Origin of the sequence: Leptolyngbya sp. UWPOB_LEPTO1 (assembly GCF_017302695.1) — a bacterium.
GTDB lineage: Bacteria > Cyanobacteriota > Cyanobacteriia > Leptolyngbyales > Leptolyngbyaceae > Leptolyngbya > Leptolyngbya boryana.
Window position 1 is genome coordinate 156930 of the sequence record NZ_JAFLCJ010000010.1, and the last position, 20858, is coordinate 177787.

Below are 20858 nucleotides of genomic sequence, written 5' to 3' on the forward strand. Positions count from 1 at the left end.
GGAGTCTTGTAAAACTCCACCTTCCGAAAATTTTCGTCTAAGCGTGGCGTTTCTGATGCCATTGCCAAGCGTGGCTAAGAATCTGCTCTAAATCCGCATATTGCGGATTCCAACCGAGCAGTGAGCGAGCTTTTTCTGCACTGCCAACCAGCGCAGGCGGATCGCCCGGTCGACGATCGCACTCGATCGCGTTAATCGATCGACCCGTCACCTTACGCGCCATCTCGATCACTTCTCTAACCGAGAATCCGTTGCCATTGCCCAAGTTAAATCGCTGAGAATTACCCCCTTGCAGCAAGTAATTCAGCCCAAGCACATGCGCTTCAGCCAGATCGCTGACGTGAATATAATCCCGAATACAGGTTCCGTCAGGAGTTGGATAATCTGTTCCGAGAATTGAGATGGCATCTCGCTTCCCTAGAGCCGCCATCAACACTAACGGAATTAAGTGAGTTTCAGGCTGGTGATCTTCACCGAGCCGCCCCTGGGGATCAGCTCCCGCAGCATTAAAGTAACGAAACGCCACAGATTTGAAATCGTAGGCTTGATCGAAATCGGCTAAGATGCGCTCAACCATCAGCTTCGTCGCACCATACGGGTTGATCGGATCTTGAGGATGATCTTCAGGAATGGGGACTATTTTCGGAACGCCATACGTCGCGCAAGTCGAGGAGAAGACAAAAGATTTAATCCCAGCCGCGACCATTGCTTCTAACAAAGTCAACGTTCCAATCACATTATTGCGGTAGTACTTATCTGGGTAGGCGACTGATTCACCGACATAGGCATAAGCAGCAAAGTGCATCACCGCGCTAAAGGGACGAGCAGCAAACACACGATCGAGCAATTCGCGATCGTTCGTATCTCCTTCGATTAACTCGACCTTCAGCACATTCTCAACAATATCGCGGTGTCCGTAAACGAGATTGTCAAAGACCACCACTTCATAGCCCGCATTTTGCAAAGCAAGCACCGCGTGAGAACCGATATATCCGGCTCCACCTGTCACTAATACGATCGGCTTTTCAGATGACACAATAAATCCTCACCCAAGTTCTAGGACTATTCCCACTTCAGGAACGCGCTTTCACATTCAGGAGAAAGCGGCGAACTTATTTAAGTTTTCATGACGCGGGAGTTACTTGAAAATATCGCGCGTTAACAAGAATAAGATCACTGCAAATACGATACCCGCTAAAATCAGTTCCACTGAATTTTCCTCCTGTACACCCTTAGTCTGTTTGCCACTTTTGCAAAATTGATTGGAAGATTCAAGCCATCAATCTTGAATTTTGCCTGATTTTTGATCCGTTCTGACACTCAAAATCCGTAGATTTTCCAAAAAAGTGTTTCCGCTACGATGTTTTTGAAAAAAATCTGCAATTCGGTTCAAGAAACGCCCTACGAACTAAGAAATTTCGGTACAATCCTAGTCTTGAAACCGTTTATTTTTTAGTGCAAGTCTAAATTAATGGAGTTCGATCGTCATCATTAGGTGATTCATTTTTTACGAACGAGTTACGTTTGCAAATTGGATACCTACGGGTAATCTTGAAGCGATGAAGTTTTATCTTCAATTTAATCGTTGAAGGAGTGCTTTCGGTGGTGAGGAACATTTCAACAATGCAAGGGATTGTTAGATGGTTTTATTAGTAACTGATGTATTTGTGCTATTGACTCAGGTGTTGCTCTGGGTGGTAGTGGGTCTGTTTGCCTGGTATGTCTTGCTGCGCGCACTTCCGAGAGCATTCCTGGGTGGATTAGTTCTTTTACTACTATTAGGGGTAGCTGCATTTACGTTCTATCGCGGATCGCCTCAAGAAGGGCTGATTGGTGATCTGTTTCGAGTAATTGCGATTCCATTTACCCCGCTTGGGATTATCTTGGTCTTGCTGCTGATTGCCTTTACTGAGTTGGTTCGGGGCGGGAAGTTGTCCAAGACTGGATTACTGCTGCTCCGAATTGCGATTCCGGCGTTACTGATTCTCAGTATTCCTGCGGTATCGTACTTCTTAGCACAGCGAGCAGAGGCGGAAGCGATCTCGATTACTCGTCCGATCGCGACCGAAGCGCTTCCGGCGGGGGCAAGGCGAGTGATTGTGGCTTTGGCACAGGATACGACTCAATTACAGTTAAGACCGCTCACGCAACCGATTCCTGCGCCCCCTGCGCCTCCGACCAATCAACTCATTCAGCCGCCGGCTCCGATTCCGCCTGGAGCATTTACGGTGTTAGCAGAGCAACCGATTCAGCTAACAGAGCGAGGAGATATTCTCACCTATACCAATCAGCTTTATCAGGACGAACGAGCACGGGGAACGGCTCCCCTGGTATTGGTAAGTGCAGGCACTCGACCTGAGCGGAATCGCAAGCAGGGAGAAACTCGGGATGAGGTGTCTGAAGCCGCAGATGCGCGGAGATTTTTACAGCGATTAGGAATTCCAGCAGAGGATATTATCGGCGATTCTAATAGCCCGACGATCATTGATAGCGCAAGAAATGCTCGCGAAGAGTTACGACGACGTGGCGTGAATTTTGGCAATCAGTTGATTTTGGTCGCTTCTGCGATCGAGATGAATCGGGCGACACTCACGTTCACTCGCGAGTTTAATCTGAATAATGTTCCGCTGAGCGTAATTTCGCGTCCGACGAACTTTTACACGTTGCCGCCCAGAGAGTCACTGCGAGGCAGGGCACAAGGACGAGATGTGGTGGAGCGCAATTTTCAACTCTCGGATCTCCTGCCTAGTATTGATGCGTTGTCTCTGAGTTCTAAAGTGCTTAATGAATACATCGCTTCGATCTATTACTTCTTACGAGGATGGATTCGACCGATTCGGACGCTCTAGAACGCATTTGCATTGAGTTTGTATTGAAAAAGGGTAGAGATGGTCCGTCTCTACCCTTTTTCTTCGGACAGCCCCGCGGGATTAGGGAATATGAGGGAGTTGATTCAACGCTGCTGCAATCTGTTTGCCAATGACGGGTTCTGCCATTTGCGTTTCCCACCATGCCAGAGTTTGCTCGTGAATTTCCCGCATTTGCCGTTGATCGCTCAGTAGTGCTGCAAGAACAGGTTCAAGATTTTTCCAGTTTTTCACACGCACGACTGGAGCATTTCGATAGAACTCACGGTTTGGTAAATCTTCAACGACAATCACGCAGCCATAGCGCATGGCTTCACAAATCCGAAAAGACTCAAGGGTGGTTCCTCGGGGCACTAAACACACTTTGGCGTTCATTAAGTTCTCGCTGTAACTCCATGCCGATTCTTCGCTGACGACTCCAAACGCCTGTTGAATGGCTAATTGCACCCGATATTGAGGATGGTTTTGGTGAAAGCGATCGAGATTTTCCAGCATCTGCGATCGCGCCACAATCTTTGGTGTTTTGAGCCAGTTTTTAGTTGACCACTTGGAATAAATATTGTTCTGAACACTGCCATCGAAGAACACATCATAGGTACGATCTTCTATTGCTTTAATAGGCAAGTTTTCAGAATTGTAATATCCGCCGGGTAGATCAAAGATAGGCGCAACTCTTACGTTTTTTAAGATAAGCGATCTGAGCTTTTGAAATTCGTAGTTAATCAGTAACGGTAGCCGTAACGATAGATTGCTAAAATACTGAATTAGCGTAATGAAATCTCGATAGGAAGGCTTCAAGAAATTCTTCCATTGCATTTCCTGAGTAATGCCATAGGACTTAAAGACTGCCCCAACTTTGTGAATGTATTGAGGAATTCGATAGTGTTCATCGCCGATGATTAAGACGATAACATTGTCACCATAAGAGGGCAACGTCCGCATATCACTCAGCGTGACATAGAAAACCAGCCCGCTTCTTCCTAGATTTTCCTCAACCTTTTGCAAGACCTGACCAAAGTAGGCAACAAACCCGCGGTTCTGAGGATTTGGGTCGTAGATATCCCAAGGTTCCGGGGGAAGGGTTGGATCGACATAGATATAGTACTGGTTTGCCAGCCTCTGCGTGGTTTGCATCGTTAGAAGCGCCAGATAAATTTGATACTTTCTATTGTCCAACAAGTCGCTTATCGATTCCGTAAATCCCCTTAGTGATCTTGTGAACTTTGCGTGAAAAGTTGGTTAAGTTGCATCCGTATTTCTCTTTATTTAATTGAAATTTGCTTTTTCAAGCACGCTACTATAGGAAAGTTTCGATAGTAGGCAGAGTTATGGCGCGATCGCAGGGACAACTTCAAAAGCTGGGAACTTATCTTCGTCCGCATTGGCGAGATGCAACTCTCGGGGTTTCGGCGTTGTTAGTGGTGAATGCGATCGGCATTTATATTCCGCTGCAAATCCGCAATGCGGTTGATACGCTGAGTGTGACATTTAGTGTCCAACAAATTTTCTCTTATGCGCTGTTAATTTTGGCACTTGCATCTGTGATGCTAGTCGTGAGAATGACTTCGCGAATTTTGCTGTTTGGGGTAGGGCGGCAGGTTGAATTTGATTTAAAACAGAAAATTTTCAATCACTTGCTGACCTTAGAGCCTGCCTATTTTGCTGCGAATACGGTCGGAGATTTGATCAATCGGGCGACGAGTGATGTGGATAATATTCGTCGCCTCTTGGGATTTGCAGTCTTGAGTTTAGCGAATACTCTGTTTGCTTATGCGTTGACGTTGCCTGCGATGATTGCGATCGATGCGAGGCTGAGCCTGCTCGCGCTTTCGGTTTATCCATTTATGCTGATTTTGGTCAGTTTGTTCAGTAATAAACTGCGATCGCAACAGTTAACCGTTCAAGAAGAACTCTCAACTTTGAGTGAACTGGTTCAAGAAGATATGAGCGGCATTGCGCTGATCAAGATCTATGCGCAAGAGCAAAATGAGCGGAATGCGTTTCGAGGTCTGAACCGATCGCTACTAAATGCTAATCTCAAGCTCGCCTTGACCCGAAATATTCTGTTTCCGATTTTGCAGGGTGTCGCTTACGGAAGTGCATTGATTTTGCTGTGGTTTGGAGGTGGATCGATCGCGCGGGGAGAAATTACAGTCGGTGACTTTATCGCGCTGCTGATTTTCGTCGAACGATTAGCATTTCCGACGGCATTACTTGGATTCACGATTACGGCTTATCAACGCGGTGAGGTGAGTATCGATCGCATTGAATCGATTCTGACCGTCGAGCCGAAAATTCAAGATACGCCTGACTCGATTCCGCTGCCGTTAGCGCAAGTTAGAGGCAAGCTGAGTGCTCAGAATTTGACATTTCGCTATCCCGGTGCAACTGAGCCTGCATTGAATCAGATTGATTTTGTGATCGATCCGGGTGAAACAGTTGCGATCGTCGGTGCCATTGGATCGGGAAAATCGACGTTGGCAAATGCTTTGCCGCGATTGCTCGATATCTCACCGAATCAGCTATTTGTGGATGGGTATGACATTACAGATTTGCGATTAACCGATTTGCGAGGTGCGATCGCTTATGTGCCTCAAGAAAGCTTCTTATTTAGTACAACAATTCGCAATAATATTCGCTATGGCAACCCCATGGCGGATCAATCTGACGTGGAACTGGCTGCAAAAATTGCTCAGATTCATGGCGAGGTGCTGAATTTCCCGCAGCATTACGACACGATCGTTGGAGAGCGAGGAATTACCTTATCGGGTGGACAACGGCAACGGACTGCATTAGCCCGAGCTTTGTTAGTCGATAGCCCGATTTTGATTCTAGATGATGCGTTGTCGAGTGTAGACAATCAAACGGCAACTCGAATTTTGAAGAATTTGTCAGAAGGCACGGTTCGGAAAACGGTTGTGTTTATTTCGCACCAACTTTCTGCGGCAGCCTTAGCAGATCGAATTTTTGTCATGGATCAGGGGCGAATTGTACAGATGGGCACTCACGGTGATTTGATTGAGCAACCAGGGCTTTATCGATCGCTCTGGGAGCAAAACCAGTTAGAAGAGGCTTTGAAGTAGGTGTAGTTCGCAGCCAAAACGCCTACGGTTTGCAATTTGATGGTGGCGAAAATCACCTTGGAAGATGCTGTTTAATTTCGCGGACTTGAGTTAACCATTTGCGTAACTCTGTCTCACTCAAGCGCCGATTCGCAAAAAGCGGCTCCAATTCTGAAGCAGTCCGACCCGTTTGTTCGACCCAGGCGCTCATCAGCGCTTCTCGATCGAGCAACGCTCCCCCGATGCCTAACGATCGCTGAATCTGCAACCGCTCCTCTCGCCCGACAACATCCACCACAAACTCGCTTCGTCTCGCTTTGTACAGCACGCCTGCTAGCGCCTGCGTATACGCCTGACTATCATTTGTCTTAGGACTTTCCAACGGTTGCGGTTGCCCAAATCGGCGATTCTTTGCCCAAATTAATACCAAGATCACTACACCTGTCTGGAGCAACACCACAGCGAGTGGCGTTCTCATCAAATAATCGCCCCAGTTCCGTGCTTGGTCTGCTCCTGATTCTTCGGATTTGTCTTGGTAGCCATGAAGATACTCATCAACCCAAATCTTCTGCCCGTATCGAGTAGCAAGCTGAGCGAAAAATGGAAAATTTCCAGGCTCATCTTGATATGCATTGGCTGCAATGAAAGGCGTTACCACGAAAATGACGCGTCCTTTTCCTTTCTTGACTTCCCAGACGATCGAGCCGAATCGATCGCCTAAAATCTCCATTGCACCAGATTTCAGCAATCGCCGAGATGTTTCAATTTTTACTGTCCCCTGATCGCTCTGATGCTGTGTCGAAAATCCTGCCTCGGTTGCGGGTAACTCTCGTCCCAGAATGATCCAAGTATTTCCACGTTCTACCCAGTTTTCTACGTCGTTTGCTCTCGATTGCGTCGGATCGATCTGAATCATCGTATTGCCCGTTCCAGTGATCGAGCGATCGACTTCCGAAGTACTCTTGCGCCAGCGTTGCACAGGGGTGCCTTGACGCTGCATATAAGCGTACCAAGCCCCGTAGCCATCCGGCGAACGGCTAAACGTCGAACCGCTCATCAAGCGATTGCTTCTGGGCGCAACAAATAACGTGAGGACAATCAGCACCGCGACTGCAATCAGCCCAAATACCCAACGTCGATCGAGTTTTTTCATCACGCCATTTTTGCCATATCGAGGGTCGCGCGTTCAATGTTGCCATAAGCTCGCTGAACCCGCTCAAACATTTCGGCAGAAATCGGCGCATTACTGAAACAAAGCAGCTCATGCGTCTCTAACACCATCTGATAGGACTCAGAGTCTGGTAGAAGCTGAACCAAGCGCAAATATTCTCGATCTGTGCGGCTTTGATCCGTTGGAATCAATTTTGTCTCACTTAACCGCTGCAACATTGCCATATAGAGCGCACGCGAAGCCTCTCGGTAATTTCCCTGCTGTTGAAACTCCTGAGCCGATCTGACCCAAGCCGCGATCGAGCGTTCTTTTTCGGGTTGCGTGGATCTGCGATCGAGAAATTTGCCGAACTGCGATTGATTAGCTTCTAACAGCGGACGCAGCCACAGATAAATTTGCCACAACAGCCAGCCCCCCGCGCCAACAATGATCAGCCAAAATGCTGCTTCCCACCACCAAGCCGGAAACGACCAATTCGGCATATCGGGAACCCCAGGCGGTTGCAATCCAGCGAACCTCAACTCAAGCCATTCACCCGCCTGCCGGAAAAATTGCTGAATTTGCCAACTAATATCACTTTTCTGAAATTGATCCGCCGCCATCTGGATTTATTTGGTAAAGCTACTGACCAACCATAAAACCAGAAAAGTCACCAAACTGATCAAAACTTCATTCGTCAGCACCAACGTACCCAAATAAGGTGCTAAAAATGTGTAAGCCACGCCCCCGATCGCAAATCCCAACAGCAACCCAACTACGCCTAATAAAACTGAGCGACCTAATTTTCGCTCCTTACGGTAAAGAAAATACAACGTGCTGCCTGTTGCGAGCGCCATCGCCATCTGAAGGACAGCATTCGTTGGAGAGAAATACACTAACGTCCCTAGCGCTGCCATTGTCATTCCTGGAATGACAATATCTCTGGCACTCGGCTGATCGATCAAACTTTTCAACCATTGAGCCGACTGATTTGCAGGTGCAGGCGTTTCAACAGGAGCCGGGGTCGCCAACTTTTCAGGGAAGCGAATTCGATCAGGCACTTTGATCTTGCCTTCTTGCCGCAACCGTAGCCGTTCCATCAGCACAGAATCATATGCTGCCTCAATTTCCGAAATTTTTCGCTGATCACCAGCTAATTCTTCAACCAAACGAGTTCGTGCCGTTTGAATCTCTTCAAACGTCGCACCTTCGGAAACGCCTAACTTTTCATAGGGACTTTGCGCGCTCATGGGCTTGTTACTCCACCTTCACCTACTAAAGTAACCTAGCGATGGTCGGGATTACAACTAGAGTGTAGACGATAGAATACAGACTTGAGATATTTTGCCTTCAGAAAATTTACGCCCTGCGATATCCGTACACTGCGAGAACTTCGTGACTTGGAGTGTTCGCAATTTCCACATCGAATAGAACGGCGACCGTGATTTTGCGGAAACTCGGACAAATCGGGATATTCTATTCAAAAGCTGAGGCATACTAATGCTGATGACAAGATTCTTCTGTGTAAGCAGAATCAGGGATTTTTCTGTTGGCTCCGATCTCAATTTGCTCTAGGTACTGTCATCTGCCCTTCTCAATTTATTTTTTAGCGCAAGGTTATGGTCATGGCTCCAGCCAAGATACTCGTCGTTGATGATGATCCAGCGATTCGCAATTTGGTTCATCGTTTCTTGACTAAGCAAAATTATCAAATGGAATCTGCTGAAGATGGAAAGTCTGCGATGCAGGTGTTTGAGCAGTTTAATCCTGATTTGGTGATTTTAGATGTGAATTTACCGGATGCAAATGGCTACTCGCTGTGCCAAGAAATGCAGAGCCGGACAAATGTATTTGTCTTGATGCTGACAAGCCGCACGGATGAGGCGGACAAAGTTCGGGGCTTTGCTCAAGGTGCAGATGATTACATTACGAAGCCCTTCAGTTTGGTGGAATTAGGTGGACGAGTGGGGGCAATTCTCAAACGTCAGCGAATTGTGACCACCGCAGAACAGCAGTGTCTCACGTTTGGTGGATTAATGATTGATCCGGTTCGGCGTGAGGTCAAGTTGAATGAGGAAATTGTGCCGTTGACGGCATTAGAGTTTGATTTGTTGCATTTCCTCGCAGCACATCCCGGGCGAGTTTGGCGACGGGCTGAGTTGATTCAAGAAGTTTGGGATTATGAATATGTCGGTGACCAACGTGTGGTGGACGTGCATATCGGACAAATCCGCAAAAAGATTGAAATCGATACGAGTCAGCCTGCTTTGATTCAGACGGTGCGGGGCGTAGGTTATAAGTTTGAATCGCCTGCGGTGGTCAGTTAGAGCAGCATTTGAGTCTGAGTGTGCCGGGATGAAATTCGTCCCGGCTTTGTTGTATTTGGGCGCGATCGCGAGTTTCATCATCATTTTTAATTGCAAGTCCGACTTCCGACTGCATCTTGTTTTAAGCTGGAACTAGCTTCTGTGTGAATTCCTATGGCAAGATCTGACTCTTCTCCGACCTTGAGAGAAATTGCAAACACATTTCGATTCGCGGGATGGTTTAGCTTTTGGTTTCAGTTAGTTTTAACTGTGATCTCTGGCGCAATTTTGTTATTTGCCGCCGTTTCAAATCGCAATCCTCAAGGAACGAATCCAACCACAGGGATTGGAGTTGTGCTGACCGTCTGTGGAATCTTGGTGCTGGGATTCAATATGTATTGGTCGTTAATGAAATATGTTCCGATTGGGCGGCAGCTGAGATCAGAGAATCCAGCAGCACGTCCGAAAAAGGCAGAGGCGATTCAGACGATTCGGATCGGACTGATGGCAAGTTTGGTGGGGACGTTGCTGGCGCTATTGGGGGCAGAAGCGATCGTCGGATTACTGTTTGGAAAAGCTGTGAATCAAGGATTTGCAGGGTTCGTGAACGTTGATCCAGCGAAGTTTATTCAACCGATCGATATTTTGGTGGTGCAAGCTAGTATTAACGTGATTTTGGCTCAGTTTGCTGCGATTTCGACATCGCTGTGGCTACTCAACAAAATGAGCAAGCAATAACTCAAGCAAGTACTAGCGAGCCATCCAATCAAAAATCTGATTCAACTGATCAATCGAGACAAATCCGTAGCGCCAAAGCACCATTGGCAACGTGCCTCGTTCTTGTTGGCAGTGACGCAGAGCAAGGTCGATCGAGTCGTCTGAAACTGCCAATTCGTCTTTTAGATAGTCAATGAGTTCAATCTCTGTGGATTCAGCAGGTGCTACCCAATCGATCTGTTGGAGTGCAACCTCTGAACTTTGTTGAATGGTGTCGGGGGGTAGAACCGCCATCGAAATCCTCGTCATATTGAAGTAGATGTTTTTTTAGGCTGTCGGAGCGCAGGGACATCATCCTATCACTAAAAATTCGTCCTTGTGCTGCTTTAACTGTGACTTCAGGGGGAGAATCTGAAATTTAGAATTGCCGTACCAGATGTTATACGACTAAGTTGAGGAAATTATGTCGATCGAAAGTCTGAACTTGGTAAGGGTGCTCGTTAAATATGAGACACGCTACTAGTAGCAGAAATCAATCAAACTCATCTGTCACACTCTATCCAAAGTGCCCGGAGTTGCAAATTAGACTTCAAGCTAATGATCAAAATTTCAGCTTGGCTTAATTTTTGTATAGAAGGAATTCTTTTTATTTCTTTGGAAGTTGCCGCTTTTTCTGTAGGTGCGTCAAAATGAGCCAGTCTAGGTTCAGGTCGTTAGGATTCCGTCCGAAGATATGCAACAGTCGAAAGTCGCCAAATTTTTCTTCTCCGCGATCGCAGGACTGATTTCTGTTCTCGCTATGAGTTCCCCAGCCCGGAGTGCTGAGCGGATTTTTCTGTCGTATGGCATTTTAGAGCGATCGGTTTCTGTGTCGGCGCTGGAAGCGTATGCGCGTCAGGGAGTACTTGATAGTGACCTTTACGTGTATTCGCAATATGTCGATGCAACGCAATTGGCGACATTGCGTAAGGTGTTGGTTGCAAAGGCAGACCTTAGTCCTGTTGCGGTTTCGCAATTCCTGTATACACAGCAGGGAGAGATTTTGTTACGCCGTTTGGGAGAAGTGATTCAGCCGGAATCTCGCGATACAGGATTTTTCGCGATTCGAGCGGCATTGATTTTGGCATCGGCTGATCCAGAAGGGTTGACGTTGCTGAATGTATTTCGGAGGTTTCCGACGCGAGGGATTCGGATTGATTTGCAGCGAAGCCTCCAGATTGTGGATGATTTTGGAGATTTGATTGGACGCACGAAGCAAGCTACTGATGTAGTCGCTCAACTTGCGAGCCAAGATTCTACACCTCTACCGGGGAACATTCCTGATTTAACAGCGCGAGGCGCATATGGATTTCGGCGAGACTCTTGGAGATTAGTCGATCGAACGCGCGGATTTGTGCAAGCTTTAGGGCGAGAGCGCGTATTTCCGGTGGATGTCTATTTGCCGATCGCGCGCCGTCAAGCTTTGCCAACATCGATTCCCGTGATTGTGATTTCGCATGGACTGGGTTCCGATCGCGGAACGTTCCGATATTTAGCAGAACACCTCGCGTCTCATGGATTTGCGGTTGCCGTTCCAGAACATCCCGGCAGTAATGCTAAACAGCTACAAGCTTTAGTCGATGGCATCGCCAATGAGGTCACGAGTCCGAGTGAGTTTGTCGATCGCCCGCTCGATATTAAGTATGTACTGGATGAACTGGAGCGTAGAGCCAAGTCTGATCCTCAATACAGTCGTTTGAATGTCAAGCAAGTTGGACTGTTGGGGCAGTCTTTTGGCGGCTATACGGTGATGGCATTAGCGGGTGCGCCGATCAATTTTGCACAGCTTCAGCAATCCTGTCGTCCAGATGAGATTGATCGAACCTTGAATCTTTCTCTCTTGCTGCAATGCCGTGCGGCTGCTTTACCGCCGATTAACTACAATTTGAGCGATCCACGGGTGAAAGCGATCGTTGCGATTAATCCGATCACCAGTAGTGTGTTCGGACAGGCATCTGTGAGTCAGATTAAAACACCGATTTTGATGGTAGGAGGCAATGCAGATACGATCGCGCCTGCTTTGCCAGAGCAGATTCAGCCGTTTACGTGGTTACAAACGAATGAACGATATTTGGCGGTGATTGAGCAAGGAACGCACTTCTCAGCATTAGGACAGGGGAATGATGAAGGGGTTCCGGTGCCGCCGGAAGTGATTGGAGCGAATCCCGCGATCGCGCGACGCTACATGAATGCCCTGAGTTTGGCATTTTTTCAGACCTACATTAACAATCAATCGAGCTTCCGACCCTATATTTCTGCAACCTATGCCCGTGCAATCTCCCAAGATCCGTTACGGTTAAGTCTGGTGCAATCGTTAACGCTCTCGCAGTTGGGTAGGTGATTTGCTTGTGGATGGGTTTTTGAATCTCAATAAGCCGTTTGGATTTACGTCACATGATTGTGTGGCGAAGGTGCGGAGGATTCTGGGGACGAAGAAAGTGGGACATGCGGGAACGCTTGATCCGGCAGCGACGGGCGTTTTACCGATCGCGATCGGTCGGGCGACTCGATTGCTGCAATATCTGCATCACGATAAGGCTTATCATGCGACGATTCGATTTGGGGTAACGACCACAACCGATGATTTGGAAGGCGAAATTCTGACGCAAGAAGCGGTTGCGAATCTGAGCTTAGAGAATGTGCAAGAGAAGCTCTCTTTGTTTCAAGGAGTGATTGAGCAGATTCCGCCAAATTACAGTGCGATTCAAATCGATGGCAAGCGATTGTATGACTTGGCTCGGGCAGGCAAAACGATCGAGGTTCCGGCTCGAACTGTAGAAATTTACAGCCTAAAGGTGCTGGATTGGAGAGCGGGCGAGTTTCCGGAGTTGGATCTGGAAATCGCTTGTGGGAGTGGGACTTATATTCGATCGATTGCTCGCGATTTAGGCGCAGAACTTGGCACAGGTGCGACTTTGGCGAAGTTGCTCAGAACCGAGAGTAATGGTTTTTTGCTCGCAGATAGTTTGAGGCTTGAAGACTTGCCTGCGCCTTTGATGAATTCTGAACATGCAGTTTTGCATTTGCCAGAAGTCGAGGTAGACGAAATCATTGCGCGGCGCTGGTGTCAGGGACAAAAAATTGCCTTGGGACTTGCGGCAGGAATTGTGCGGGTGAAGTGCGATCGCTTTTTAGGAATTGGGGAGGTTCGAGAAGATGGGGTGCTAGTTCCGAAGATGGTATACGAACCGATTGCTTAGAATGAGAGAACATTGATTTGCTGCGTTCTTCTATGATTTCATCGACTCCGCCAAAGCCCGTTCCCACGCATCCCGGCGATCGTTTCACGATTACGATCGCGCCGCTTTCGATCGAAGAAGTCTACAGCCAAGCAGATGACGCAGCCAATGGCGCGATCGTGCTGATGAGCGGTATGGTTCGGAACAATACTGATGGATTTTCAGTGCTGCATCTGGAGTATCAAGCATATGAACCGATGGCGATCGCGGTTTTCAAAGAAATTGCATCTGAGATTCGACAAACTTGGAAGGATGTCACTCATGTCGTGATTCATCACCGCGTTGGACGATTAGAGATTGGGGAAATCAGTGTATTAATTGCCGTTGGATGCCCGCATCGTACGGAAGCATTTGAGGCTTGTAAATACGCGATCGATACGCTGAAACATCGCGCCCCGATTTGGAAAAAAGAGTTTTACTACGGTGAAGATGGCGAGATTCGCTCTAGCTGGGTCAACTGTTGCTAGGTGATTAGGATCACCAGTGTTATAAAGATTTGACGAATTGAAGCGGGAACTCTGGGAAAGTCGTTCCTGCCTTAATTCGTCACTATGTCTTTCGACAAGCCTGCTTGGAGTGCGATCGCCAATCCCAGTGATCTGATTGCTACGAACTCCAATGAATTGTCTTGGTTCTCGATCGCTGAAAATCGCGCGGTCAATCGGGCTTCTTATATTCTCGATCGCAATACGCAAGTCATTGATATCTATGACTACGATCGCGATGGCAAGACTGATTTACTCTGGCGCGATCGTCAAAGCTACTCCTTCCTAACGAATGGACAACGAGTCGATCTTTACACCGTTAGTGACTTGAACTGGCAGATTGAGCGAGTCGGAGACTTTGATGGCGACCGCGATCGCGATATTCTTTGGCGTAATCAACGTTCTGGAGAAGTCGCATTCTGGCGCTTGAATGGCATGTCCCTCGAATCGAGCCAAATTACGACGACCATCAGTGACTTAGCATGGCAGATTACAGATGTTCAGGACTATGACAATGATGGCGATTTAGATCTGTTTTGGCGCAACGATCGAACTCATGAAAACGCGTTCTGGCAGATGAATGGCACAACCTTAGAACGCAGTATCTACATCGACTCTGTTGCAGGTTGGACATTGGAAGGCAGCGGTGACTTTAATGGAGATCGACAATTCGATCTGCTTTGGCGCAATGGGCAATCGGGACAAGTTCAGATCTGGCAAATCAAGGGCATGAGCGTCAGCAAAAAGTCTAACTTGTCGATCGCGCCTGATTTTTCTTGGGATATCAAAGGCTTGAGTGACTACAACCAAGATGGAACAACGGATATTTTATGGCAGCAATCAACGACAGGTGCAGCCGGCTACTGGGGCATCAATCAGCTTCAATTTCAGACAGTCACACTTCTAGACTTCGGAAATTTCCGCATTCAATCCTTTGAGCAAAGTTATGCTCCAAGCCCAAGCTATAGTGCAAGTTTTGGTTATGGGCTTGTGAATGCCGCGATCGCAGTTGCTACTGCTGTGAAACAAGCTCCTATGACTTCAGTTCCAGCAACGTCTTGGAGCATAGATATGCTGAATATTCCAGAAGTTTGGGCGCGTGGCTATACGGGCCAGGGAATTACGATCGCTGTGATTGATTCTGGTATTGATATCACTCATTCTGATCTCAAGTCTAATATCTGGACGAATCCAGGTGAAATTCCTAACAATGGCATTGATGACGATCGCAATGGCTTTATTGATGACGTAAATGGCTGGAACTTTAGCTTAAACAACAACGATATTTCACCTTCGAGTGCTCATGGAACTGCGGTAAGTGGAGTGATTGCTGCGGCTCAAAACAATGTTGGCATCACAGGAGTTGCTTACAGTGCTAAGTTAATGCCACTGCGGGTGACGAACGCTCAAGATAACTGGAATGGGAACTTAGCAAGAGCGATTCGCTATGCCGTGGATAATGGGGCACGTGTGATTAATATGTCGCTGTGGTGGACAGATTCCGCAGAACTCAGAGAGGCAATTGCCTATGCTGCTAGCCGCAATGTGATAACTGTGACTGCGGCATTAAATGAAGGAGCCTCTCAACCGAGCAATCCAGCGAGCTATGCAACACAGTTTGGGATTGCTGTGGGAGCTGTGAATCGAGATCGACAACTCACTGCCTTTTCAAATCGATCGGGGTCGAATCCAAAGATGAATTATGTGCTTGCACCTGGACAAGACATTGAAACAACAGTGCCAGGAAATAGCTATCAATCGGGCTGGTGGGGCACATCTCTGGCAGCACCTTATGTGTCGGGTGTAGTTGCATTGATGTTAAGCGCAAACCCAACTTTAACGCATGATCAGGTGCGTCAGATTTTGATGGAATCAGGAAATGCGATCGGGTAAAAGTAAGATGGATGTCAAATTGATTGACTCAAGCGATCGAGGTTGACGCAGGCGGTTTAGGGCAGCGAGAATTTGTCTGCGATTTCACAAACTGTAACTTGCAACTGTCTTCTGCGATCTAGAATGAGATCAAGTCGCGTTTGGCAAAGTTTAGTTATCGAAACCGTCTACGGAAACCTCCAAGGTCTAAAGAGCAGTCAACTCAAGCAGCTTCAACGGCTGTATCATCAGCGCTTACCGGGCGATCGCATCACTACAGCCGAGTTTGCTCAACGGATCGCAGCCATTAGTTCTGAAATCAATCAGCCCGTTTGTACGTATGTGAATCGTCGCGGTCAAGTGATTCGGGTTGGGGTTGGAACTTTACGCCAAACTCAGATTCCAATGCTGGAACTGCCGCGTTATGGTGCAGAGCGACTCTGTGGCATTCGTTGTATTGCGACTCAACTCAAGTCAGATCCACCGGGAGACGCAATGCTGACGGTGATGGCATTGCAACGACTAGATACCTATGTAGCATTAACGCTGACGGGAGGCGGATTTGAGCGGCGAGGTGGTGGTGCAACCGGATATGTGAAGGCGGCTTACTTAGCGCATTTAGTGCCGCATCCAGAGGTGAGTTGGACAGTCTCGCCGCCGCTAGGGTTAGACGTGGTTTCAGAGCAAGATTTTCTGGCGTTGGTTGAAGGGCTAGAAGAAGAATTTCGCCGTGAGTATATTGCTCAGCAAGTCGATCGCGATCATGATCAGGTCTTAATTGTCGGATTACAAACGGATAATAAGTCAGCGCAACGGTTTCAGACCGAGTTAGAGGAACTGGCAAGACTGGTCGAAACCGCAGGCGGCGAAGTCCTGCAAACGGTGAAGCAGAAACGCCCGCGTCCGCATCCTCAAACCGTAGTCGGAGAAGGAAAAGTCCAAGAAATTACTTTGGCAGCGCAAACGGTCGGGGCAAGTTTGATTGTGTTCGATCGTGATCTTTCCCCGGCTCAGGTTCGTAATTTAGAGATGCAGATTGGCATCCGAATTGTCGATCGTACCGAAGTCATCTTGGATATTTTCGCGCAACGAGCACAGTCTGGAGCCGGAAAACTTCAAGTGGAACTGGCTCAGCTTGAATATATGCTGCCGCGATTGTCAGGACGCGGACAAGCGATGTCTCGATTAGGAGGCGGGATCGGTACAAGAGGACCTGGAGAAACGAAGCTAGAAACCGAACGCCGCGCAATTCAGCGGCGAATTTCGCGACTTCAGCAAGAGGTGAATCAGCTTCAAGCGCATCGAGCGCGCTTGAGACAGCGTCGACAGCACGAAGAAATTCCCTCGATCGCAGTGGTCGGCTATACCAATGCAGGAAAATCGACATTGCTCAATGCTTTAACGAATGCTGAAGTCTATACAGCTGATCAGCTTTTTGCAACACTCGATCCAACAACTCGACGATTAAATTTCACCGATTCGGAAACACATGAAGCAACGCAACTGTTGTTAACGGATACCGTTGGATTTATTCATGAATTGCCACCTTCTTTGATGGATGCGTTTCGTGCCACATTAGAAGAAGTGACAGAGGCGGATGCTTTGCTGCATGTGGTGGATCTATCGCATCCGGCTTGGCAAAGTCAGATTCGATCGGTGATGCACATTCTGGGTGAGATGCCTATTACACCGGGGCCTGCACTCTTAGCGTTTAATAAAATCGATCAAGTCGATGCAGAACAATTAGCGATCGCGCGCGAAGAGTTTCCTCAAGCCGCATTTATCTCAGCCCATGAGCGACTAGGGCTGGAAACACTCAGACAGCGATTATGTCAGTTGGTTCGATATGCGATGTCAAGCTAATGTTGTAAGGTATGCAAAGCGTAAAAGTAAAACTTGTCAAGCTAGTAGACTCTGCTAAGCTACCCCGATACGAACATGAAGATGATTCAGGTTTGGATCTGTTTGCGCTCGCAGAACAAGACATTCCCCCTGGAAAGACAGCGCTGATTGGAACAGGAATCGCGATCGAGCTACCGCTCGGAACCGAAGCCCAAATTCGTCCGAGAAGTGGGTTAGCACTGAAGCATTCGATTACAGTTCTCAATACTCCAGGCACAGTTGATGCAGGCTATCGAGGTGAAATTGGAGTGATTTTGATCAATCATGGGCAAGAATCTTTCAAGGTGCTGAAGCATATGAAAATTGCCCAAATGGTCATTGTGCCTGTGATTCGCGCAGAGCTTGAAGAAGTCGATCTCTTATCCGACACTGTTCGCGGAGCAGGTGGATTTGGTTCGACCGGAATGTAAGTAGATTGCACTTTGACTCAGAAGCGGTTGCCTGTAAAAGCAGGTTGGCATGAATGGGACTGCATCCCGAAAAGTGCGTCTCGATTGTGCTTGAGTATAGTGCTCAAGTAGATTGAATCTTGTTCTGCGATCGATGATTGGTAGATGCACCTGCACAGTACTACTGAAAATGTTGCATCCAAGTTTGAATCCACTGTTGAGCTTCGGCTGTATTTTCTAAAGGAAAAGTTTGCAGAAAATCCTTATCTTCGATCGGCATGTAAGGTCCTTCTTTTAACTCAAACATGACGGTATCTGGCTCAAGCGCGATCAAAGTGTGAAACATGCCTTCTCCAAGTTCTACTCCTCTAGTCGTTCCAGTTGCGCTAATTTTCTCGGTATGAATGACTTCTCCGGATTCATCTAAAATCAGAATACCGATCGCGCCTTGCAACACTAGAAAGAATTCAAAGCCACTCTTACCTTCTGGGCGAACATGGCGGTGTGGGCGAACATAAGTTCCAGGCTGCAAAACATTGAGAAAGCGTTGAACAATGTCGCTATGCTCATGAAAATTGTAGTTCTTGCGATGGCGAGGACTCGTGCGGGCTTGTTCAGCGATCGCATCCATCAAGGGTTGAGTCAGGCATTTAATGGGTAGGGTCATGATCGAAACCTATAAATCGCAATTCCAAATCAGTTGGGGAGTAGTTCTCTGGATTAGCTCCCTACTCCCTACTCTTCTTAGCCTCTACACCTCAAACCGGATTGCTATAGAACAATCAAAATGACACCCGATCGTTGCTCCACAGATGGTAAACGTGAAGCTTAGCTAAACTGCTGTGCATAGAATCGTGCATATCGTCCGCCTTCTGCGAGCAATTCTGTATGAGTTCCAGACTCTACAACTCGTCCTTTCTCCATGACCAGAATGCGATCGACGCGTCTCACCGTCGCTAAACGATGCGCGATGATAAACACAGTTCGACCTTGCATAATGCGTTCTAAAGCTTCTTGAACCAAAGCTTCGGATTCTGAATCCAACGCTGAAGTTGCTTCGTCGAGAATCAAGATCCGAGGATTGAGCAGCACCGCCCGCGCGATCGCTAACCGCTGCCGCTGTCCTCCCGATAAATTTACTCCTCGCTCACCGACCCAAGTTTCATAGCCATCGGGGAATTGACTAATAAACTGATGAGCATTGGCAATCTTGGCAGCTTCTCGAACTGCATTCATATCAAAATCGAGTTGTCCAAAGGCGATATTTTGCGCGATCGTTCCCGTAAACAAAATCGTTTCCTGCGGCACAATCCCGATTTGATGCCGCAAACTTTTCAGCGAGACATCGCGAATGTTCGTACCATCAATCCAGATTTCTCCTGCTTGAGGATCATAAAATCGTGGAATTAAATTCACGAGCGTCGTTTTACCCGCACCCGATGCCCCCACTAAAGCCACCATTTCGCCCGGATAGACTCGCAGACTCAAATCTTGCAGAACAGGACGATCCGGACGATAGGCAAAAGAGACATTCTCAAATTCAATTCTCCCGGTCACAGAAGGCAGAACTTTGGCATCGGGTTGTTCCACGATCGACGGGTTAATCTGCAACAGTTCAAACACACGATCGACCGAAGCCTCTCCCTGCTTAAACTCGTTGTAGTTCAATGTCACTGTGCTAATCGGCTCAAACAACATCGCGACCGCGACCACGAACGCAATGAATTCACTGCCCGTCAAGTTTCCTTGAGAGATTTGCCAACTGCCCACTAACAAGAGCGCGAGAATACCCAGTGCATCTAAGAATCCTTGAACTGGGTATTGAATCGCTCTCAAACGTTCTGTCGCGTATCTGGCTTGACGATTGCGTTCTGAACCTCGGCGGAATTGTTCGATCGCATAATCCTCCGCTGCAAAGGCGCGCACTAATCTCACGCCACTTAACATCTCTGTCAGCAACGCCGACAAGTCTGAAATCCGGCTCTGGCTCCGATACGACAACTTCCGCATCTTCTCGCCAAACCAAGCCGTTAATCCAGCCAGCAACGGAGCCACGATCAGCGTTGAAAGCGTCAACTGCCAATTGAAATACAGCATCGTAATCAGCGTCACAACGAGCTTCATCGCATTCGGCACAAACTGGCTAAAGAGCTTCTGAATTACCTCACCAATGCGATCGACATCTTCTGTCAATCGATAGGTCAGATCTCCAGTCTGCACCGTTTCAAAATAAGCGAGACTCAAGCGTTGAATATGAGAAAACGTGCGATTTCTCAACTCCATCGCAATACTCAACGAAGCTTTGGCAATCAGCGTTTCTTGACCGTATTGTGCAAGTTTTTGGCTTCCCCAAATCAAAATCACATAGCCAGCGGTTTCCGCAATTGCAGCAATTCGCCCCTCGCTGATAAACCGAGACATTTTTTCTGACAAAAATGCCATGGCGGGCCAAGTCACAGCAAAAATGACCGCACACATCAAGGCATAAACGATCGTGCGCCATTGGGGGCGAAGATAAGCGAGAAGTTGCCAGTAGTTAGAACGTTTTTTCAAGATCGATTTGACTTGTGTTCCTGGTAGATGTGAATGTGAGAGAGCAAAAGTGAACTTGCAATCATAACGATTAATAATTAGAAGGATCGGCACCAGCGATTGATCTACATCCGGAGTGACTTTTCCGAGCGAGTATTCTATCACCGTCCGTCTAAATGTCCAATCCCCTTATCAGATTAAACGAAATAAAGGGACAATCGCGCATTGCTCCTATCCTCGCAACGATTGAAGTCAAGGTTCGCACAATAAGTCGAAATCGCGTTGGCACGATCGCTTG

General features: G+C 47.6%; 18 protein-coding genes. 10 read left to right on the forward strand and 8 right to left on the reverse strand.

Translation table 11 applies throughout. The features are described 5' to 3' along the window. Positions 1-37: 37 nt before the first annotated feature. Positions 38-1036, reverse strand: coding sequence for a UDP-glucose 4-epimerase GalE (gene galE / locus J0L70_RS16565; RefSeq protein ID WP_287455303.1), 999 nt, complete (start codon positions 1034-1036; stop codon positions 38-40). A gap of 604 nt (positions 1037-1640) precedes the next feature. Between galE and J0L70_RS16570 the strand changes: the two genes are divergently transcribed. Continuing rightward, positions 1641-2849 carry a YdcF family protein gene (locus J0L70_RS16570; protein WP_017288710.1) on the forward strand — a complete coding sequence of 403 codons (1209 nt, stop codon included), beginning with the start codon at positions 1641-1643 and terminating at the stop codon, positions 2847-2849. Between the two features lie 81 nt (positions 2850-2930). Here the strand turns inward: J0L70_RS16570 and J0L70_RS16575 are convergent, their stop codons facing one another. Then, positions 2931-4001, reverse strand: a complete 1071-nt coding sequence (locus tag J0L70_RS16575; protein WP_287455304.1) for a glycosyltransferase family 47 protein — start codon at positions 3999-4001, stop codon at positions 2931-2933. 194 nt (positions 4002-4195) lie between these two features. Between J0L70_RS16575 and J0L70_RS16580 the strand changes: the two genes are divergently transcribed. After that, entirely contained in the window at positions 4196-5950 is a 1755-nt protein-coding gene (locus J0L70_RS16580; protein WP_017288708.1) for an ABC transporter ATP-binding protein, read from the forward strand. A 52-nt stretch (positions 5951-6002) separates the two neighbouring features. On the opposite strand, the gene J0L70_RS16585 is transcribed toward J0L70_RS16580, so the two are convergent. From J0L70_RS16585 to J0L70_RS16595, 3 genes are read right to left on the reverse strand one after another with little or no spacing between them, the layout of a single operon-like run. Next, complete coding sequence (locus J0L70_RS16585) at positions 6003-7082, reverse strand: DUF4350 domain-containing protein (protein ID WP_017288707.1); 1080 nt, start codon at positions 7080-7082, stop codon at positions 6003-6005. After that, positions 7082-7702 (reverse strand): DUF4129 domain-containing protein, encoded by a 621-nt coding sequence (locus J0L70_RS16590; protein ID WP_017288706.1) that lies wholly within the window; start codon positions 7700-7702, stop codon positions 7082-7084. Before J0L70_RS16590 ends, J0L70_RS16585 begins: the two co-directional genes overlap by 1 nt. 6 nt (positions 7703-7708) lie before the next feature. Continuing rightward, entirely contained in the window at positions 7709-8329 is a 621-nt protein-coding gene (locus J0L70_RS16595) for a CPP1-like family protein (protein WP_287455305.1), read from the reverse strand. A gap of 375 nt (positions 8330-8704) precedes the next feature. Here J0L70_RS16595 and J0L70_RS16600 point away from each other — a divergent pair, with 375 nt between their 5' ends. Together J0L70_RS16600 and J0L70_RS16605 are read left to right on the forward strand one after the other, a co-directional pair. After that, a complete protein-coding gene (locus tag J0L70_RS16600) occupies positions 8705-9406 on the forward strand; it encodes a response regulator transcription factor (protein WP_017288704.1) in 702 nt (233 codons plus the stop codon). Positions 9407-9559: 153 nt separating this feature from the next. Further along, the gene (locus J0L70_RS16605) at positions 9560-10123 is read left to right on the forward strand and encodes a DUF3611 family protein (protein ID WP_017288703.1); all 564 of its coding nucleotides are present in this window, start codon (positions 9560-9562) and stop codon (positions 10121-10123) included. A gap of 12 nt (positions 10124-10135) precedes the next feature. On the opposite strand, the gene J0L70_RS16610 is transcribed toward J0L70_RS16605, so the two are convergent. Further along, positions 10136-10396: a DUF2949 domain-containing protein gene (locus J0L70_RS16610; RefSeq protein WP_190651962.1), complete on the reverse strand. Its 261-nt coding sequence runs from the start codon at positions 10394-10396 to the stop codon at positions 10136-10138. Positions 10397-10835: 439 nt separating this feature from the next. Between J0L70_RS16610 and J0L70_RS16615 the strand changes: the two genes are divergently transcribed. From J0L70_RS16615 to dut, 6 genes are all read left to right on the forward strand, one after another. Then, positions 10836-12482, forward strand: a complete 1647-nt coding sequence (locus J0L70_RS16615) for an alpha/beta hydrolase (RefSeq protein WP_017288701.1) — start codon at positions 10836-10838, stop codon at positions 12480-12482. A gap of 7 nt (positions 12483-12489) precedes the next feature. Beyond that, positions 12490-13341 (forward strand): tRNA pseudouridine(55) synthase TruB, encoded by an 852-nt coding sequence (gene truB / locus J0L70_RS16620; protein WP_026148702.1) that lies wholly within the window; start codon positions 12490-12492, stop codon positions 13339-13341. Between the two features lie 32 nt (positions 13342-13373). Continuing rightward, positions 13374-13847 (forward strand): molybdenum cofactor biosynthesis protein MoaE, encoded by a 474-nt coding sequence (locus J0L70_RS16625; RefSeq protein WP_287455306.1) that lies wholly within the window; start codon positions 13374-13376, stop codon positions 13845-13847. Positions 13848-13931: 84 nt separating this feature from the next. After that, positions 13932-15758, forward strand: a complete 1827-nt coding sequence (locus tag J0L70_RS16630; protein WP_287455307.1) for a S8 family serine peptidase — start codon at positions 13932-13934, stop codon at positions 15756-15758. 123 nt (positions 15759-15881) lie between these two features. Next, positions 15882-17600: a GTPase HflX gene (gene hflX / locus J0L70_RS16635; RefSeq protein WP_017288697.1), complete on the forward strand. Its 1719-nt coding sequence runs from the start codon at positions 15882-15884 to the stop codon at positions 17598-17600. A gap of 11 nt (positions 17601-17611) precedes the next feature. Beyond that, complete coding sequence (gene dut / locus J0L70_RS16640) at positions 17612-18049, forward strand: dUTP diphosphatase (RefSeq protein ID WP_287455308.1); 438 nt, start codon at positions 17612-17614, stop codon at positions 18047-18049. Positions 18050-18209: 160 nt separating this feature from the next. Here the strand turns inward: dut and J0L70_RS16645 are convergent, their stop codons facing one another. After that, positions 18210-18695 carry a WbuC family cupin fold metalloprotein gene (locus J0L70_RS16645; protein ID WP_268242358.1) on the reverse strand — a complete coding sequence of 162 codons (486 nt, stop codon included), beginning with the start codon at positions 18693-18695 and terminating at the stop codon, positions 18210-18212. Positions 18696-18856: 161 nt separating this feature from the next. After that, entirely contained in the window at positions 18857-20581 is a 1725-nt protein-coding gene (locus J0L70_RS16650; protein WP_026148700.1) for an ABC transporter ATP-binding protein, read from the reverse strand. Between the last annotated feature and the right edge of the window lie 277 nt (positions 20582-20858).

What these genes read in the sequence shown, in the direction of transcription:
- J0L70_RS16575 (WP_287455304.1), bottom strand. Translation starts at nt 4,001, where the DNA reads ATGCAAACCACGCAGAGGCTGGCAAACCAGTACTATATCTATGTCGAT.
- J0L70_RS16585 (WP_017288707.1), bottom strand. Translation starts at nt 7,082, where the DNA reads ATGAAAAAACTCGATCGACGTTGGGTATTTGGGCTGATTGCAGTCGCG.
- J0L70_RS16580 (WP_017288708.1), top strand. Translation starts at nt 4,196, where the DNA reads ATGGCGCGATCGCAGGGACAACTTCAAAAGCTGGGAACTTATCTTCGT.
- J0L70_RS16595 (WP_287455305.1), bottom strand. Translation starts at nt 8,329, where the DNA reads ATGAGCGCGCAAAGTCCCTATGAAAAGTTAGGCGTTTCCGAAGGTGCG.
- J0L70_RS16610 (WP_190651962.1), bottom strand. Translation starts at nt 10,396, where the DNA reads ATGGCGGTTCTACCCCCCGACACCATTCAACAAAGTTCAGAGGTTGCA.
- J0L70_RS16630 (WP_287455307.1), top strand. Translation starts at nt 13,932, where the DNA reads ATGTCTTTCGACAAGCCTGCTTGGAGTGCGATCGCCAATCCCAGTGAT.
- J0L70_RS16625 (WP_287455306.1), top strand. Translation starts at nt 13,374, where the DNA reads ATGATTTCATCGACTCCGCCAAAGCCCGTTCCCACGCATCCCGGCGAT.
- dut (WP_287455308.1), top strand. Translation starts at nt 17,612, where the DNA reads ATGCAAAGCGTAAAAGTAAAACTTGTCAAGCTAGTAGACTCTGCTAAG.
- hflX (WP_017288697.1), top strand. Translation starts at nt 15,882, where the DNA reads ATGAGATCAAGTCGCGTTTGGCAAAGTTTAGTTATCGAAACCGTCTAC.
- J0L70_RS16570 (WP_017288710.1), top strand. Translation starts at nt 1,641, where the DNA reads ATGGTTTTATTAGTAACTGATGTATTTGTGCTATTGACTCAGGTGTTG.
- J0L70_RS16605 (WP_017288703.1), top strand. Translation starts at nt 9,560, where the DNA reads ATGGCAAGATCTGACTCTTCTCCGACCTTGAGAGAAATTGCAAACACA.
- J0L70_RS16615 (WP_017288701.1), top strand. Translation starts at nt 10,836, where the DNA reads ATGCAACAGTCGAAAGTCGCCAAATTTTTCTTCTCCGCGATCGCAGGA.
- J0L70_RS16590 (WP_017288706.1), bottom strand. Translation starts at nt 7,702, where the DNA reads ATGGCGGCGGATCAATTTCAGAAAAGTGATATTAGTTGGCAAATTCAG.
- J0L70_RS16645 (WP_268242358.1), bottom strand. Translation starts at nt 18,695, where the DNA reads ATGACCCTACCCATTAAATGCCTGACTCAACCCTTGATGGATGCGATC.
- J0L70_RS16600 (WP_017288704.1), top strand. Translation starts at nt 8,705, where the DNA reads ATGGCTCCAGCCAAGATACTCGTCGTTGATGATGATCCAGCGATTCGC.